Source organism: Pokkaliibacter sp. MBI-7 (assembly GCF_029846635.1).
Taxonomy (GTDB): Bacteria; Pseudomonadota; Gammaproteobacteria; order Pseudomonadales; family Balneatricaceae; genus Pokkaliibacter.
The window spans coordinates 1801121-1817450 of the sequence record NZ_JARVTG010000002.1 but is presented as its reverse complement, the minus strand read 5'-3'; the positions used below and the strand labels follow the sequence as shown (position 1 = coordinate 1817450).

Below are 16330 nucleotides of genomic sequence, written 5' to 3'. Positions count from 1 at the left end.
CCTTGTTCTTCAAAGGCTTGCGACAGAAGGGTAGTTCGATGAGCGAGACGCCGTTATCCCCCGGACTGATGGTCATCCATGGCAATCATCCCGAAGCCCTGCGTGACGTGCTGGTGGCGTGGATGCAGCGTTACCCTCTGGCGCCACTGGAAAACGAAGTGGTACTGGTGCAGAGCAATGGCATTGCCCAGTGGCTGAAGCTGGCGCTGGCCGAACACCCGGATAACGGTGGCTGTGGTATTGCCGCAGCGATGGATGCCCAGCTGCCTTCGCGCTTTCTCTGGCAGGCCTACCGCGCCGTGCTGGGTGAGGAGCGGGTGCCGAAGACCTCCCCCTTTGATAAAGCTTTTCTGATCTGGCGGCTGATGCGTCTGTTGCCTGCCCTGCTGCAGGAGCCAGTCTTTGCGCCGCTGGAGCGCTTCTTAAATGGCGACCACGACCTGCGCAAGCGCCATCAGCTGGCAGTGCGTCTGGCTGACCTGTTTGACCAGTATCAGGTATACCGTGCCGACTGGCTGGCGGACTGGGCGCGCGGCGCTGACGTGCTGCTGACCAGTCGCGACGGCCACAAACCCGTGCCGGACAACGCCCTGTGGCAGCCACGTTTGTGGCGAGCACTGCTGGATGATGTCGGTGCAGAGCAACACACCAGCCGCGCCGAAATACACCGACGTTTTCTCGCTGCTGTGCCGGCTATGGCCAGTCAGCAGCGTCCCGACGGTTTGCCCCGGCGTCTGCTGGTGTTTGGTATTTCCTCCCTGCCGCAGCAGGCGCTGGAGGTGCTGGCGGCCATCGCCAGCTGGACACAGGTGCTGATGTGCGTGCACAACCCCTGTGAGCACTTCTGGGCCGATATTATTGCCGACAAAGACCTGCTGCGTGCCGAGCGCCGTCGTCAGTCACGCAAGTCCGGTATGCCGGAGCTGATCCCGGACGACCAGCTGCACCTGCACGCACATCCGCTGCTGGCGGCCTGGGGCAAGCAGGGCAGGGACTTTATCGGCCTGCTCGATGTGCATGACGAGCGGGAAAGCTACGAGCAGCGCTTCCTCGATATGCAGCAGCGGGTGGATCTGTTCAGCAGTAACGGTGAAGACACCCTGTTGCAGCAGTTGCAGGAGGATATCCGTGACCTGCGCCCGGTAGCGGAAAGCCGGGAGCGCTGGTCGGCGGTCGACACTGCACGCGATCATTCTCTGCGATTCCATGTGGTGCACAGTGCGCAGCGTGAAGTAGAGGTGCTGCACGACCAGATTCTGGCTGCCCGTGCCGCCAACCCCCGTTTGCAGCCGCGCGACATCATCGTCATGGTGCCGGACATCAACAATTACGCACACCATATTCAGGCGGTATTTGGCCAGTTCGGCTGGGAAGACCCGCGTTACATTCCCTACTCACTGGCTGATCGCGGGCAGCGCAGCTTTGACCCGCTGCTGAATGCGGTGGAGAAGCTGCTTGGCCTGCCTCTGTCCCGCTTTGCCGTCAGCGATTTGCTGGACTTACTGGAAGTCCCTGCGCTGCGCCGCCGCTTTGCCATTGATGAACAGCAGCTGCCGCTGTTACACCGCTGGATTGCCGCCGCCCGCATCCGCTGGGGTTTGCATGCTGAACAGCGGCAAAGTCTGGCGTTGCCGCAGGCACCGGAGCAGAACACCTGGCTGTTTGGCCTGCGCCGCATGCTGCTGGGCTATGCCGTAGGCAGTGGCGAGGCCTGGGGTGAGATTGAGCCGATGGATGAAATTGGCGGGCTGGATGCCGCACTGCTGGGGCCGCTGTCGCAGTTGCTGGACCGTCTGGATCAGCACTGGCAGCTACTCTGCAGTGAGGCCAGTGTGCAGCAGTGGGTCGGCCGGGTACGGGCGCTGATGGATGATTTCTTTGCTGCCGATGAGGCCGAAGACGGCTACACCCTGCTGCAGCTGGAAAACGTGCTGCAGGCCTGGGGAGAAGAGGCCGACAGTGCCGCCATGAACGATGATCTGCCGCTGGCCGTGGTGCGCGAGCATCTGCTCGGCCAGCTGGATCAGTCATCTCTCAGCCAGCCGTTCTTTGCCGGTGCAGTGACCTTTGCCACCCTGATGCCGATGCGCGCCATCCCGTTCCGTCATGTCTATCTGCTGGGTATGAATGACGGTGACTATCCGCGCACCCGCATCCCCATGGATTTCGATCTGATGAGCCACGACTACCGGCCGGGAGACCGCTCCCGCCGGGAGGATGACCGCTATCTGTTTCTGGAGGCCATGCTGTCGGCACGGGAACACCTGCATATCAGCTGGATCGGGCGCAGCATCAACGACAATTCGGAACGGCCGCCGTCGGTGCTGGTGGCTCAGTTACGTGACCATCTGGCAGCGGTCTGGCGGCTGCAGGGGCAGGAGCAGGATGATGCGGCGCTGCTGCATGCACTGACGGTCGAGCACCGTCTGCAACCTTTCAGCCGCGACTACTTCTCTGCACAGGGGCCGCTGTTCAGTTATGCCAGCGAATGGCGTGAAGGCTTGCCGGCGGAGCAGCAAAGTCAGGCCACCCTGGCCGACACGGCGGTACTGGAGGCATTCCCCTGGGAAGAGCCTCTCAGCCTTAAGCAACTGGCTGACTTCCTGCGTGATCCGCTGCGTTATTTCCTGCGCGTACGGCTGGGCGTGCATTTTGAGCTGGAGGACCCGGCCAGTGAGGATCAGGAACCGTTCGCGCTGGATGGGCTGGGTAACTGGCAGATTCAGGATGAGCTGATTCAGGCCCAGCTGCTGGCCGTGCAGCAGGGTGATGACCGCCTGCAGGCGCTGGATACCCAGCTGCAGCGGGTGGTGCGCCGTGGCGATCTGGCCCCCGGCAACTTCGCCGTGTTGCAGCAGGAACAGCTGATCGAGCCGATGGATACCCTGTTTGAGCAGTACGAGCAGGTGCAGGCACAGTGGCCATACGAACAGCCGGACGAGCCGCTGGAGTGCGATCTTGGCGCACAGCCGGTCAGTGACTGGCTGACCCATATGCGCAGCAACGCGGCAGGGCAGCGTGGCCGGGTGGTACTGACCAGCAGTGGCATGATCAAGAACCGCGCCTATCGCCACGACAAACTGCTGCCGTACTGGCTGGCCCATGTGGCCGGGCATCTGGGCGGGCAGCCGCTGACCACAGTGGTCATCAGCAAGAACGGCACCGTTCATCTGCCACCGCTGGCGAGCCACCAGCAGGCAACCGATTACTGGGAAGTGCTGATTACCAGCTGGCGCCAGGCCCTGCGGCAGCCACTGGCGCTGGATATTCCCACGGCGCTGGCCTGGCAGCTCAAGGGCGGGCGCCCCGATTGCGATGACGATACCCGTGCTGCCGCCAGTGACGCCGCCGCCACCGCCTTTGCCCAGCAGCAGGAGCGTAACCCCTACCTCAACCGGGTATGGCAGAACGTCGAACAGCTGCTGGACAGTGACGACTTTGCCCGCCTCAGCCAGCAACTGTTACAGCCACTGATCGATGCACTGGGCAAGCCCGCCAAAGGAGACAAGTAATGACGACCCCCATGGCAGTGGCTCCCGGCCTTCCATCGCCCCTTGCGCCGTTACGCTTCCCGCTGCATGGCAGTCGCCTGATCGAGGCCAGCGCCGGTACCGGCAAGACCTTCACCATTGCGGCGCTCTATGTGCGGCTGGTGCTGGGGCACGGTGGCGATGAGGCGTTTGCGCGGCCGCTGACGCCGCCCGAAATACTGGTGGTAACCTTTACCGACGCGGCGACCAAGGAGCTGCGTGACCGTATTCGCGCCCGTCTGGCCGAGGCGGCAGGCTACTTTCTGCAGTCACCAGACGACCTTGCCGAGCAGCCCGCAGGCGTCGATCTGCTCCATGAACTGCGCGCGGAATATGCCCCTGAGCAGTGGCCCGGCTGTGCCCGCAAGCTGCAGCTGGCGGCGGAATGGATGGACGAGGCGGCGGTATCGACCATCCATGGCTGGTGTAACCGCATGCTCGGTGAGCACGCCTTTGATAGTGGCAGCCTGTTCAGCCTCAGTCTGGAGACCGATCAGAGTGAACTGCTGAATGAGGTGGTGCGCGACTACTGGCGGACTTTCTTCTTCTCTCTCGATGAACAACAGACCAAGGTGGTGCACGGCTGGTGGCAAACGCCGGATGCCTTGTATGCAGGCATCCGCCTGTTGCTGGAGCACAGTACCGAGCTGGGCAATGCCGACGAGCCTGCTACCAGCATTGGCGCCTCTTTACAGCAACGTCGTGCTGCACTGGCGACGCTGAAGGCCCCCTGGATGCAGTGGGTGGGCGAATTGCAGGCGCTGCTGGATAAGGCCGTCGCTGATAAGGCGGTGGACGGGCGCAAGATTCAGGTACGCTATTATCAGCCCTGGCTGGACGCCCTGCTGGCCTGGGCCAGTGACCCTACGCAGGTCATGCCGCTGGATGACAGCTCCACCGGCTGGACCCGTCTGACCACTGCAGGGCTGGCAGAAGCCTGGAAAAAAGACCCTGCCCCTGCGCATCCGGCGCTGGATGCCATGAGCAGCCTGCGGCAGCAACTGCTGCAATTGCCCGAAGCGCGCAGCGATATATTGCGTCACGCGGCACGCTGGGTCTGCGAACGTTTTGCTCTGGAGAAACAACGCCGGGCGGAAATGGGCTTCAATGATCTGCTGACCCAGCTGGATGCCGCACTGCAGGGCGACAACGGTGAGCGACTGGCCGAGGTGATCCGTAACCAGTTCCCGGTGGCGCTGATTGATGAGTTTCAGGACACCGACCCGCTGCAGTACCGCATTTTTGATGCCATCTATCAGGTCAGCAGCAATGCCGCCGAACGGGCGCTGATCCTGATCGGCGATCCCAAACAGGCCATCTATGCCTTCCGTGGCGCCGATATTTTTACTTATCTGCAGGCTCGGCGGGATACCGAAGGCAGGCACTACACTCTGGGCACTAACTTCCGTTCCACCCGCGCCATGGTCAATGCCGTCAATCACGTATTCGGTTATGCCGAGGCACATCCACAGGGGCAGGGCGCCTTCCTGTTCCGTGCAGAAGACAGCAATCCGGTGCCGTTTCTGCCGGTTGAGGCCAAAGGGCGGGCCGAGCACTTCATGCTCGACGGGCAGATTGTCAGTGCCCTGACCTGCTGGACGCTTGAGGACGAGAAACCCATCAGGAAAGGCGCCTATGGCGAGCAGATGGCCGCCGCCACGGCCGCCCAGATCATTCATCTGCTGCGGCAAGGGCAGGCGGGCAAAGCGGGTTTTAGCGATAACAGTGGCGTGCTGCGGCCGGTACAGCCGGGTGATATTGCCGTGCTGGTCAACACCGGCACGGAAGCCGCGCTGGTGCGCCAGGCACTGTCGGCCGGCGGCGTGCGCAGTGTCTATCTGTCAGACAAGGAGTCGGTGTTCCAGAGCGCCGCAGCGGCTGAAGTGCAGTTCTGGCTCAGCGCCTGTGCCGAGCCGGATGATGACCGCCGCCTGCGGGCTGCACTGGGGACGCCGACGCTCGGCCTGAGCTGGGCCATGCTGGATGAGCTGAACCATAACGAAGCCGCGTGGGAAGCCCGGGTGCAGCAGTTTCGTGAGTACCGTGAGCTGTGGCGACGGCAGGGGGTCTTACCGATGCTGCGCCGGCTGCTCAACGCCTTTCAGGTGCCCCGTCGTCTGCTGGCAAGCGTGAACGAGCGCGCCCTGACCGACATTCTTCATCTGGCCGAACTGCTGCAACAGCAAAGCCTGATTGTTGATGGTGAGCATGCCCTGATTCGTTATCTGGCCGAGCAGCGGGTGCAGGCCGATGGCGATGCGGATGCCCGTAAACTGCGGCTCGAAAGCGATGATGCGCTGGTCAAGGTGGTAACCGTTCACAAATCCAAGGGGCTGGAGTATCCGCTGGTGTTTCTGCCCTATGCCTGCGCTTTCCGCCAGACCAAGGCCACCGATCTGCCGCTGAAATGGCACGATGACGACGGCAAATTGCTGCTGTCGCTGGAAGCGGATGAAGAACGGGTGCAGCAGGTGGACCGCGAGCGGCTGGGTGAGGATCTGCGTAAGTATTACGTGGCGCTGACCCGGGCCCGCTACGTCACCTGGGTGGGCATGGCCAGTCTCGATAACCTGCACCAGAGTGCTCCCGGTTATCTGTTAAATGGGGGTGAAACCATCGCCAGTGGCGAGCTGTTCGGTGCCCTGACGGCACTGGCCAGCGAGTGCGCTGATATGGCGGTCGAGCTACTACCTGACTTGCTGGTCTCCTCCTATCAGCCGCTGACAGATCAGATCCGGCTGGCCGAGCCGTTACCGCTGCCAGCACGGCCGGAACAATGGTGGATTGCCAGCTATTCCGGCCTCGAATACTCGACCGCTCACGGCATGATGGAAGCCTTGCCAGTGCTGGATGAAAGTGTCAGCAGTGGCCCGGAAACTGCCCGTCAGGATACCTTTACCGAAGCGGTGCGGGTGGAGGCGCAGGAGGAGCCTGCGTTGCCAGTGGCGCAGGGCAGTCTGCATGCCTTCCCGCGAGGGCCGAAGCCGGGCAGTTTTCTCCATGCCCTGCTGGAATGGGCCGCCGATGAAGGGTTTGCACAGGCGGTCAGCAACCCGCAGGAGTTACGCGACATGCTGGCGCGGCGCTGCCAGCTGCGCGGCTGGGAGGCGTGGATTGAGCCTCTCTGCCAGTGGCTGCCTCAGCTGCTGCAAACCTCTTTCCGTCTGAGTGACAGCCCACCGCAGGCGCACGATGGCGTGGTCAGCGCTATGCCTGCGCAGCAGGGCAGCGGCCAGCTGGGGCTGTTTGATGAGCCTGTGACGCCGGTGGTGGGAAGCGCTGCTGCCGTGCAGTTCAGTCTGGACGGTTTAAAGCAGTACCAGAAAGAGCTGGAGTTCTGGTTTGCCATCGATCACACCCGTACCGCGCAGCTGGACCGGCTGGTCTGTCAGCATACGCTGGGCGGGGTGGCCCGCCCGGCCCTGAGCCACAAGGAGCTGAACGGCATGCTCAAGGGCTTTATCGATCTGGTATTTGAACATAAGGGCCGCTATTACGTGGCCGACTACAAATCCAACTGGCTGGGGGCCGACGATAGTGCCTACAGCAAAGCGGCAATGGAGGCGGCCATTCTTGAGCACCGTTATGACCTGCAGTACGCCCTGTACCTGTTTGCCCTGCATCGTCTGCTGAAAGCCCGTTTACCGGAGTACGACTATGACCAGCATGTGGGCGGCGCGGTGTATCTGTTCCTGCGTGGCAGTCAGGCGCCGTCACAGGGGCTGCATTTTGAGCGCCCCGGTCGCGAGTTGATTGACGGGCTGGAAGCCCTGTTTTCTCCCCCGTCTGCACGCTCATCCACAGCAGCTGAAGAGGTGATGGTATGACGACGCTGACCTCGATGGGGCGTACCCCGCATTATTCCTCTGCGGTTGAACAGCATCTGCAATTGCTGCGGCAATGGACGGATCGTGGCTGGCTGCGAGAGCTGGATTACGCTTTTGTCCGTTTTCTGGCTGACCATGCCGGTGATACTGATCCGCTGGTGCTGCTGGCGGCAGCACTGGCCAGCCATCAGCTGGGCCGGGGCCATGTCTGTCTTGATCTGGGGGACACCCTGAAAGACAGCCGTTTTGCATTATCGCTGCCACCCGAAGGGGAAGAAGGTGAAGTCCAGTTGCCGGAAGAGGTGCTGAACAGTGTCACCCTGCAAAGCTGGCAGCAGGCACTGGCGGGTTCTGAGCTGGTCACGGGCGGGCAGGGCAGTACGCCGCTGGTACTGGTGAGCGGCAGGCTCTATCTGCGTCGCTACTGGCAGTACGAACAGGACGTACGCAGCCTGATTCAGCTGCGCTTGCAACAGGATGGCATGACCGCAGATGCTGAACGACAGCAACAGTTACGTCAGCGTCTGGATGTGCTGTTCCCCGTGCAGGCGGGCCACGCTACCGACTGGCAGAAAGTGGCCTGTGCTCTGGCGGCAGGTAATGCGTTCAGCATCATCACCGGCGGCCCCGGTACCGGCAAGACCACTACGGTGGTGAAGCTGCTGGCATTGCTGCAGAGTCTGTCGTTGCAGCGCAGTCAGCAGGTGCTGCGCATCCGGCTGGCGGCTCCGACCGGTAAAGCAGCAGCCCGCCTCAATGAGTCCATTGCCGGTGCGCTGGCGCGTTTGGATCTGCATGGATTACCACAGGCGGACGAGGTACGGCAGGCCATCAGTGGAGAGGCCACCACCCTGCACCGCCTGCTCGGCAGCCGCCCGGATACCCGGCACTTTGTGCACAATCAGCGTAACCCGTTATCGCTGGATGTGCTGGTGGTGGATGAGGCCTCGATGGTGGATCTGGAAATGATGGCATCGCTGCTCAAGGCGCTGCCTGCCAGAGCTCGGCTGATTCTGCTCGGCGACAAAGATCAGCTGGCCTCGGTGGAGGCCGGGGCGGTGCTGGGAGAGCTGTGCCGTCGTGCCCGTGAGGGGCATTATCTGCCATCTACCAGGCAGTGGCTGCAGGCCGTCACGGGCGAGCAGATTGATGACCAGCTGATTGATGCCAGCGGTGATCTCTACGATCAGGCGGTGGTGATGTTGCGCCACAGTCATCGTTTCACTGCCGACAGTGGTATCGGCCAGCTGGCCGAGGCGGTTAACGACGGACAGGTCGCCGCTGTCAGACAGGTATGGAAGCAGCACTTTGCCGATCTGGCGCGAATGCGGGTCAGTCGTGATGACGACAGCCAGCTGGCAGAGCTGGTGGTCAATGGCGCGGTCAGCGCCTTCGCCCATCAGGGCCAGGGCCGTCTTCGTGGTGATCAGCCGCTGCCGGCGCCGGTGGGGTACAGACACTATCTGAATGTGGTCAGTCAGCAGCGCCCCGCACTGGAGGCCGGTCACGATGCCTTTGATCACTGGGCGCGTCAGGTGCTCAGGGCGCACGGCCAGTTTCAGGTGCTGTGCGCATTGCGCCGCGGACCCTGGGGAATTGAAGGGCTGAACCAGCGTATTGCCGAGCTGCTGCAAAAGCGTGATCTGTTGCGTCTTGGCAAAGACTGGTATCCCGGTCGTCCGGTGCTGGTCACCAAAAACGATTACAGTCTGGGGCTGATGAACGGCGACATCGGCATCACCCTGATGCTGCCCGGTGAGCGTATCAATCAGGACGGTGAACGCTACACCGGCTGGGTGTTGCGGGTGGCCTTTCCGGCGGGAGATGGTCAGGGGGGCATCAAGTGGATACTGCCCAGTCGTCTGAAAGCGGTAGAAACGGTGTTCGCCATGACCGTACACAAGTCACAGGGTTCGGAGTTTACGCATACCGCCCTGATTCTGCCGGAAACCCTCAACCCCATTCTGACCCGGGAACTGGTCTATACCGGCATCACCCGTGCCCGTGACTGGTTTACCCTGGCATCAGCAGGGAGCGATACCGTGCTGCATGAGGCGGTAGAGCGGCAGGTACAACGTGCCAGCGGGTTGCGGGAGTGAAGTGCAGAAGGTCAGTACAAGGACAGATTTTGTGTCGGCGTGCTGTTCGGCTCCAGGGAAGTGACGAATGCAACGTTCGCGGGAATGACCTCCAGAGCAGCAGTGGTGCCGTCGTGTCACTGCTTCCTGGTTAAAAGATTGGGGGCAAGCGCATAGGTGCGGCCATCAGAAGTGAAAGGCAGAAGAGAAACGCACAAACAAAAACAGCCACCCGGCATGATCCGTAGTGGCTGTTTTTTTAATTCTGGTAGGACTAACTGGACTCGAACCAGCGACCCCCACCATGTCAAGGTGGTGCTCTAACCAACTGAGCTATAGTCCTAAAGTGGCTGTGTATATTACTTATAAATCCCTTCTTTGCAAGTACTTTCAACTACTTAGCTGATGCCAGCGAGGTTGGTCTTTACGCTGCCCCAGCATCGGGCCAGTGCCGGTGGTGTACGCGGTTGTCATGGTGATTTTCACTGCTGGAGTGAAAGTGCTGCTGCTTTTTCTGGCTGTTTCCGCTGTGCTGGCCTGCTTACCATGGCTCGCAACTGAACACTTTGCACTGTTAGCGAGGAAATCCCATGAAAGCCATCGTTTATACCCAGCACGGTTTGCCCATTGATGATGCCGAGGCGCTGCAGGACATCGAGCTGCCCGCGCCGCTGCCGGGTGCCCGTGACCTGCTGGTGCGGGTCAAAGCGGTGTCGGTCAATCCGGTGGATACCAAGATTCGTGCTGGTGTAGCGGTGACTGAACCCCGTGTGCTGGGCTGGGATGCGGCCGGTATTGTCGAGGCCGTGGGCGCCGAAGTAACGCTGTTTCAGCCCGGTGATGAGGTGTTTTATGCCGGTGCCATCAATCGCCCGGGGAGTAACAGCGAGCTGCAACTGGTGGATGAGCGGATTGTTGGGCGTAAACCTGCATCGCTCGACTGGGCTCAGTCTGCTGCGGTGCCGCTGACAGCCATTACTGCCTGGGAGCTGCTATTTGACCGTCTGGGTGTGGCGCAGGGCGGCGGTGAAGGTAAGACCCTGTTAATCGTTGGCGCTGCCGGAGGTGTGGGCTCGATGCTGGTGCAGCTGGCCCGGCAATTAACCGGGCTGACCGTTATCGGCACCGCCTCACGTGAGGAGACGCAGCAATGGGTCGGGGCCATGGGCGCTCATCATGTTATTGACCACCGCCAGTCTCTGGCAGAGGAGCTGGTTCGTGTTGGCGTGCCGATGGTCGACTACGTGGCCAGTCTGACCCACACCGAGCAGCACTTTGCTCAGTTGATCGATGTCATGGTGCCGCAGGGCCATATTGCTGTCATTGACGATCCGGCCACGCTGGATGTGGTGCCGCTGAAGCTCAAGAGTCTGGCGTTCCACTGGGAGCTGATGTTCACCCGCTCGCTGTTCACCACGGCTGACATGATTCGTCAGCATCAGCTGCTGAATGAAGTGGCCTCCCTGATCGATAACGGGGTGCTGAAAACCACTCTGGCTGAGCAGTTTGGCACCATTTCGGCAGAGAATCTGCGCCGTGCCCACCAGCTGGTAGAGAGTGGCCGATCATGCGGTAAGGTGGTGCTCGCCGGTTTTTGAGGGACTGCTGTGTGACCGGCTGACCGAAACAACGCTGTGATGGCGTAAATAGCGGATGCCTGTTACTTCAATCTCGATTATTGTGTCTGCCATTTTGGGAGGGGCTCTCATCTTGCAGAGAGCGAGCCCGGCTTGGGGATCAGCGTTATCCCGTTATCAGGAGAAAAAGTATGTCTGTTGCTTCCGTTGCCAGTCGTCGCTATACCACCAAGGCTTTTGATGCCAGCAAGAAAGTCAGCCAGGACAAGATTAATGAGCTGAAAGCCCTGCTGCGTCTGGCGCCTTCCTCGGTTAACTCGCAGCCATGGCATTTTGTTGTGGCAGAGACCGAAGAAGGCAAGGGCCGTGTGGCCAAAGCTACCGCAGGTAACTTTGCCTACAACGAAGCGAAAGTCAGCAAAGCCTCGCACGTGATTGTGCTGTGCGCGCGTACCGATATGACCGATGCCCACCTGCAGGCTGTGCTGGAGCAGGAGCAGGCCGATGGCCGTTTCCGCAGTGACGAAGCCAAGGCTACCCAGCACGTGGTCCGCAGCTCGTACGTCAATCTGCACCGTTTTACCCAGAAAGACCTGCAGCACTGGATGGAGAAACAGGTATATCTGGCACTGGGCACGCTGCTGCTGGGCGCTGCCAGTCTGGGTCTGGATGCGACCCCGATGGAAGGGATTGATTTCGGCGTGCTGGACAGCGAGCTGGGTCTGCGTGAGCAGGGCTTCACCAGCGTGGTGGTGGTCAGCCTGGGTTATCACAGTGAAGAAGACTTCAATGCGGCACTGCCCAAATCTCGTCTGACCGAAGAGGTGGTGTTCACCACCATCTGAGAACCCGTTCAGGATTGCGCGATCTTATAAGCGCGATGGCTGATGGATGTGACGCACGGGCGGAGTATGCACTAGCGACTCCGCCCGTTTTTTATGCTGCTCTGGCGCCTGTATCCGACCTCACTCCGGCAGCGTCATGCCATTGGCTGGCAGGGGTAGGGCGGTCTTGTAACGCACCTGTTTGAGCGCAAAGCTGGAGCGGATATTGGCCACACCGGGAATCTTGGTCAGGTGCTGCAGAATAAAGCGCTCCAGCGCCTGAATGTCGGGTACCACCACCCGCAGCAGATAGTCGGCATCTCCCGTCATCAGATAGCACTCCATCACCTCAGGCCGCGCATCGATGGCCTGTTCAAAACGCTGCAGGGCGTCCTCCACCTGCTTCTCCAGACTCACATGAATAAACACGTTAACGTGCAGGCCCAGTTTATCCGGGGCGAGCAGGGTAACCTGCTGGCGGATCAGACCCATTTCCTCCATGGCCTTGACCCGGTTGAAACAAGGAGTGGTGGACAGATTGACCGAGCGGGCCAGATCGGCATGAGTAATGCGGGCGTTTTCCTGCAGTTTGTTAAGGATGGCAATATCGGTGCGGTCGAGCCGTTGCATGATAGATATTCTTCAGAATGGATGATTGGGAGAATAAGTAACCTAAAACAGGTCTGGATGAAAGAATAATGGGAAAAATCGTCTTTCTCTAAGGGAATAAAATAGTCCTATTATGACCTGTGAGAGAGACCTGTCATGCGTTCGCAAGAGGCTGGCTGTATTGCTGAAACCCGCTATTCCCCAGCGGCGACCCTACCGCGCTGGCGCCCGCAGCTGTCGGTGCAGAGCCGCGGTTTACTGCTGCTCAGTCTGGCCATTGTGGTGTGGGGAGCCAACTGGCCGGTGATGAAGGCGGGCCTCAGTCACATCAGCCCCATCTGGTTTTCTGCTACGCGCTTTGCAACCGGCGGAGCCTGCCTGTTTCTGCTGCAGATGCTGACCGGCACCCTGCGCTTGCCAACCCGACGTGACTTGCCGCTGATTGCCAGCGTCGGCTTGTTGCAGATGTTGCTGTTCACCGTACTGGGAGCCATCGCCATGACGACTATCCCGGCCGGGCGCTCGGCAGTGCTGGCATACACGACTCCGCTGTGGGTCACACCGGCGGCTATCCTGTTGTTTCGCGAGCGCCTCAGCCGTGGCCAGCTGATCGGTACCCTGCTGGGGCTGAGTGGGGTAGCGGCACTGTTTAATCCACTGGCGCTGGACTGGAATAATGCCACTTTGCTGAAGGCTAATCTGATGCTGCTGGCAGGGTCACTGTGCTGGGCGATGTGTATCCTGCATCTGCGTTACTACAAGGGAGACTCCAGCGCTTATCAGCTCGCGCCCTGGCAGATGCTGGTGGCTACGGTGCCACTGATCGCCCTGGCTTATGTGATTGAAGGCCCTTACAGCGGTGACATGAGCCGCTCATTCTGGGAGGTCATCCTGTTTGTGGGACCGCTGGCGACGGCGTTCTGTTTTGTTGCCGTCAACGCTGCCAGCATGTGGCTGTCATCCACCAGCATGTCATCGGCCATGCTCGGTGTACCGGTAGTCGGGCTGATGATGTCGGTGGTGTTTCTGGGCGAACAGCTGAGCCTGTCGCTGATCATCGGTGTGGTCGCCATTCTCGGCGGCATTCTGGTGGTGTCGCTGGCGGCGGTGAGGCGCTGATAGCGGTGGACGGAACAGTACGTCAGGCTCTGGCGTACTGTCTGCGATGTGGCATCCGCGATAACGGAAGCGCTCAAAGATTGCTGAGAAGCGTGCAATCTGCGACAGATAGTACGCATTTTACGAATCTTAACGGCAACTCCTTTCTTCATTGACTAACATCAACCTCATTTGTTGATGTCTGCAGACAATCAGGCTGCGACAAGGAACGTGAACGTCACGCTGATTGGAGTCCCCTATGCTTGCCCTCTATGCTGCGCAAGTACTGCTGTTTTCTGCATTCCCCCTGTATTTCTCCACGCTCAGCAACCCTGTGCGGCAGGTGTGCTTCTACGTCTGGCTGGGTCTGGTGCTGCTGTTCGGCGGCTATCTGGGAGCGGTATATACCCTGCCGCTGGCTGAGGGTGTAGCCATCTCTGGCGGTAACATTTGTTATGGCGCGTTTATGATGAGCAGCGTGCTGTTCGTGATTGTTGAGCGCGACATCTTTATCCTGCGCAATATCGTGCGGCTGGTGATCAGCGTCGATATATTCAATTTTTTTCTGTCGTGGCTGGTGTCAGCCAGCCTCCGCTATGACGGTGTGATCAACAGCAACAACACGCCGGTACAACTGTTTGATGTATCAGCACCGCTGATTGCGCTGGGCGGCGTGCTGATCATTGCCGAGCTGCTATTCCTGCTGTTTGCGTTTGAAAAACTGAAGCGCCTGACCTCCAGCCTCTATATGTCTGCACTGGCTTACACCCTGCTGTTCAGTCTGGCGTTGTGTGCCGATGGCATCCTGTTCCCGCTGATCGGCTTCGGCATGAGCCAGATGGTCATCGATATGGTGATCGGCAATCTGGGAGGCAAAGTGCTGCTGGCGCTGTCGTTCAGCCTGCCGTTGCTGCTGTTCCTCTGCATCAACCGCAGTGCCTTCAGTCGTTATCTCAACCATGCTCCCTTCCGCTGGGGGCTGCTGGTGACGTCCAGTGAGCGGCTGATGCAGGACATGCAGCGCAACGAAACACGTCTGCAGCAGGCCGCTGTGTCCTTTGATCATGCCAGTGAAGGCGTCTTTATTACCGATAGCCAGCTGCGGCTGACCCGCGCCAATCCGGCCTTTCTTACCATGCTGGGAATCACAGAGGCGCAGGTGGAGCAGGGGCAGCAGACCGTCACCCAGTTGATCCAGCTGGGCGATGCCGGGCTCGGGCTCAGTCAGGCGCAGGGGTTCAGCCGTGAGGAAGTGCGCTATGGCCAGCGTGAGGGAAGCACCCGCGCCGGTCTGCTGTCACTGACGCCGCTGCGTGATAACGCGGGCGTTGTGCACAGCTATGTGGGGGCGCTGGTAGACATCCAGCCGATCAAGCATGTCCAGCAGCAGCTGGCCTATCTGGCTGAGCATGACACCCTGACAGGGCTGGCCAACCGCCGCCTGCTGGAGGAGGCGCTGCAGGAAAAGTCGGCGCGGGCGCGGGAGGCGTTGCTCCATCACGAGGAGGTGCCCCGTTTTGCCCTGCTGACGGTGGATCTCGATCACTTCAAGGATGTGAATGACAGTTATGGCCATCCGGCAGGGGATGAAGTGCTGGTGGAAGTGGCACAGCGCCTGCTACAGCTGCGGCGCCATGGGGACCTGCTGTGCCGCACCGGTGGCGATGAGTTTGCAGTGCTGATGCGCGGGCTGGATGACATCGGGCAGGCCGGGCAGATGGCAGAAGCCATTCTCCACAGCCTGCAGGCTCCCCTGTGGCTCAGCAACCATGTGCAGGTGCATATCAGTGCCTCTATCGGTATCGCCGTCTTCCCTGATCAGACGCAGGACATCAGCCTTCTGCTGCAACAGGCCGACACTGCGCTCTATGCTGCCAAACACCGCCAGCGCGGCACCTTTGCCTACTTTGTGCCGCAAATGACTGAGCTTGCCCTGAACAAACTGACCATCGAGTCGCGCCTGCGCGAGGCCATGGCGCAGGATCACCTGCAGGTGTACTTCCAGCCACAGGTGCAGCTGGCGGACAACCAGATCTACGGGGCCGAGGCGCTGGTGCGCTGGATTGATCCGCAGCACGGCATCGTCTCGCCCGCCGAGTTTATTCCGGTGGCGGAAGTCACCGGGCTGATCGAAGAGCTGGGGGCGACGGTGCTGCGCAAGAGCTGTCAGCAGGGCAGGCAATGGCTGGATGCCGGCTTCGCGCCGATGCTGATTTCCGTCAACATCTCTCCTCACCAGCTGCGCTTCGGCAATCTGGTGCGTACCGTGCAGCGCATTCTTGACGAGACGGGTTACCCGCCGCAGTGGCTTGAGCTGGAGCTGACCGAAAGTGCGCTGATTGAACGTGAGAACGAGGTGTTGCCGCAGCTGCAGGCGCTGGTGGCGATGGGCATTCATCTGGCGCTGGATGACTTCGGTACCGGCTATTCTTCGCTGTCCTATCTCAGCCGCTTCCCCATCGATACCCTGAAAATCGACAAGAGCTTCCTTGATGGCGTGCCTGGTTCTACGCGGCTGACCGAGCTGACCGCCACCATTATTGCCATGGGGCGCAATCTGGGCCTGCGGGTCATTGCCGAGGGCGTCGAAACCGAAGTGCAGCGGGCGTTTCTGGCCGAGCGCGACTGCCATCTGTATCAGGGTTACCTGAAAAGCCCGCCTGTCCCTGCCGAACGCTTTGCTGCGCTGCGACGGGCGGGCTAATTCCACGACCCCGGTCAATATGAGGAATTATTCGCCTAACTCCTCGCTGCGGAATTAACTAGCATTGCTTCATCAGCAGATGA

At 60.5% G+C, this 16330-nt stretch carries 8 protein-coding genes and 1 tRNA gene; 7 read left to right on the top strand and 2 right to left on the bottom strand.

Features of this window, described 5'->3' with window-relative positions; translation table 11 throughout:
- The first annotated feature begins 38 nt into the window (after positions 1–38).
- The 3 genes from recC to recD are packed head-to-tail and all read left to right on the top strand — an operon-like array spanning position 39 to position 9456.
- On the top strand, positions 39–3512 hold the full coding sequence (gene recC / locus QCD60_RS27855) for an exodeoxyribonuclease V subunit gamma (RefSeq protein ID WP_279790414.1): 3474 nt from the start codon (positions 39–41) through the stop codon (positions 3510–3512).
- Positions 3512–7357 (top strand): exodeoxyribonuclease V subunit beta, encoded by a 3846-nt coding sequence (gene recB / locus QCD60_RS27850; protein ID WP_279790412.1) that lies wholly within the window; start codon positions 3512–3514, stop codon positions 7355–7357. Before recC ends, recB begins: the two co-directional genes overlap by 1 nt.
- Complete coding sequence (recD, locus tag QCD60_RS27845) at positions 7354–9456, top strand: exodeoxyribonuclease V subunit alpha (RefSeq protein ID WP_279790410.1); 2103 nt, start codon at positions 7354–7356, stop codon at positions 9454–9456. The genes recB and recD overlap by 4 nt, the downstream gene beginning before the upstream one ends.
- Before the next feature lie 245 nt (positions 9457–9701).
- On the opposite strand, the gene QCD60_RS27840 is transcribed toward recD, so the two are convergent.
- A tRNA-Val gene (locus QCD60_RS27840) sits at positions 9702–9778 on the bottom strand.
- A 247-nt stretch (positions 9779–10025) separates the two neighbouring features.
- On the opposite strand from QCD60_RS27840, the gene QCD60_RS27835 reads away from it, so the two are divergent.
- On the top strand, positions 10026–11033 hold the full coding sequence (locus QCD60_RS27835; RefSeq protein WP_279790408.1) for a zinc-binding alcohol dehydrogenase family protein: 1008 nt from the start codon (positions 10026–10028) through the stop codon (positions 11031–11033).
- Between the two features lie 170 nt (positions 11034–11203).
- Positions 11204–11857, top strand: coding sequence for an oxygen-insensitive NAD(P)H nitroreductase (gene nfsB, locus QCD60_RS27830; protein ID WP_279790405.1), 654 nt, complete (start codon positions 11204–11206; stop codon positions 11855–11857).
- 120 nt (positions 11858–11977) lie between these two features.
- On the opposite strand, the gene bkdR is transcribed toward nfsB, so the two are convergent.
- Positions 11978–12466: a Bkd operon transcriptional regulator BkdR gene (gene bkdR, locus QCD60_RS27825; protein WP_279790403.1), complete on the bottom strand. Its 489-nt coding sequence runs from the start codon at positions 12464–12466 to the stop codon at positions 11978–11980.
- 135 nt (positions 12467–12601) lie between these two features.
- On the opposite strand from bkdR, the gene QCD60_RS27820 reads away from it, so the two are divergent.
- Positions 12602–13564 (top strand): DMT family transporter, encoded by a 963-nt coding sequence (locus QCD60_RS27820; RefSeq protein WP_279790401.1) that lies wholly within the window; start codon positions 12602–12604, stop codon positions 13562–13564.
- A gap of 238 nt (positions 13565–13802) precedes the next feature.
- Positions 13803–16247 carry a GGDEF and EAL domain-containing protein gene (locus tag QCD60_RS27815; protein ID WP_279790399.1) on the top strand — a complete coding sequence of 815 codons (2445 nt, stop codon included), beginning with the start codon at positions 13803–13805 and terminating at the stop codon, positions 16245–16247.
- Positions 16248–16330: the final 83 nt, after the last annotated feature.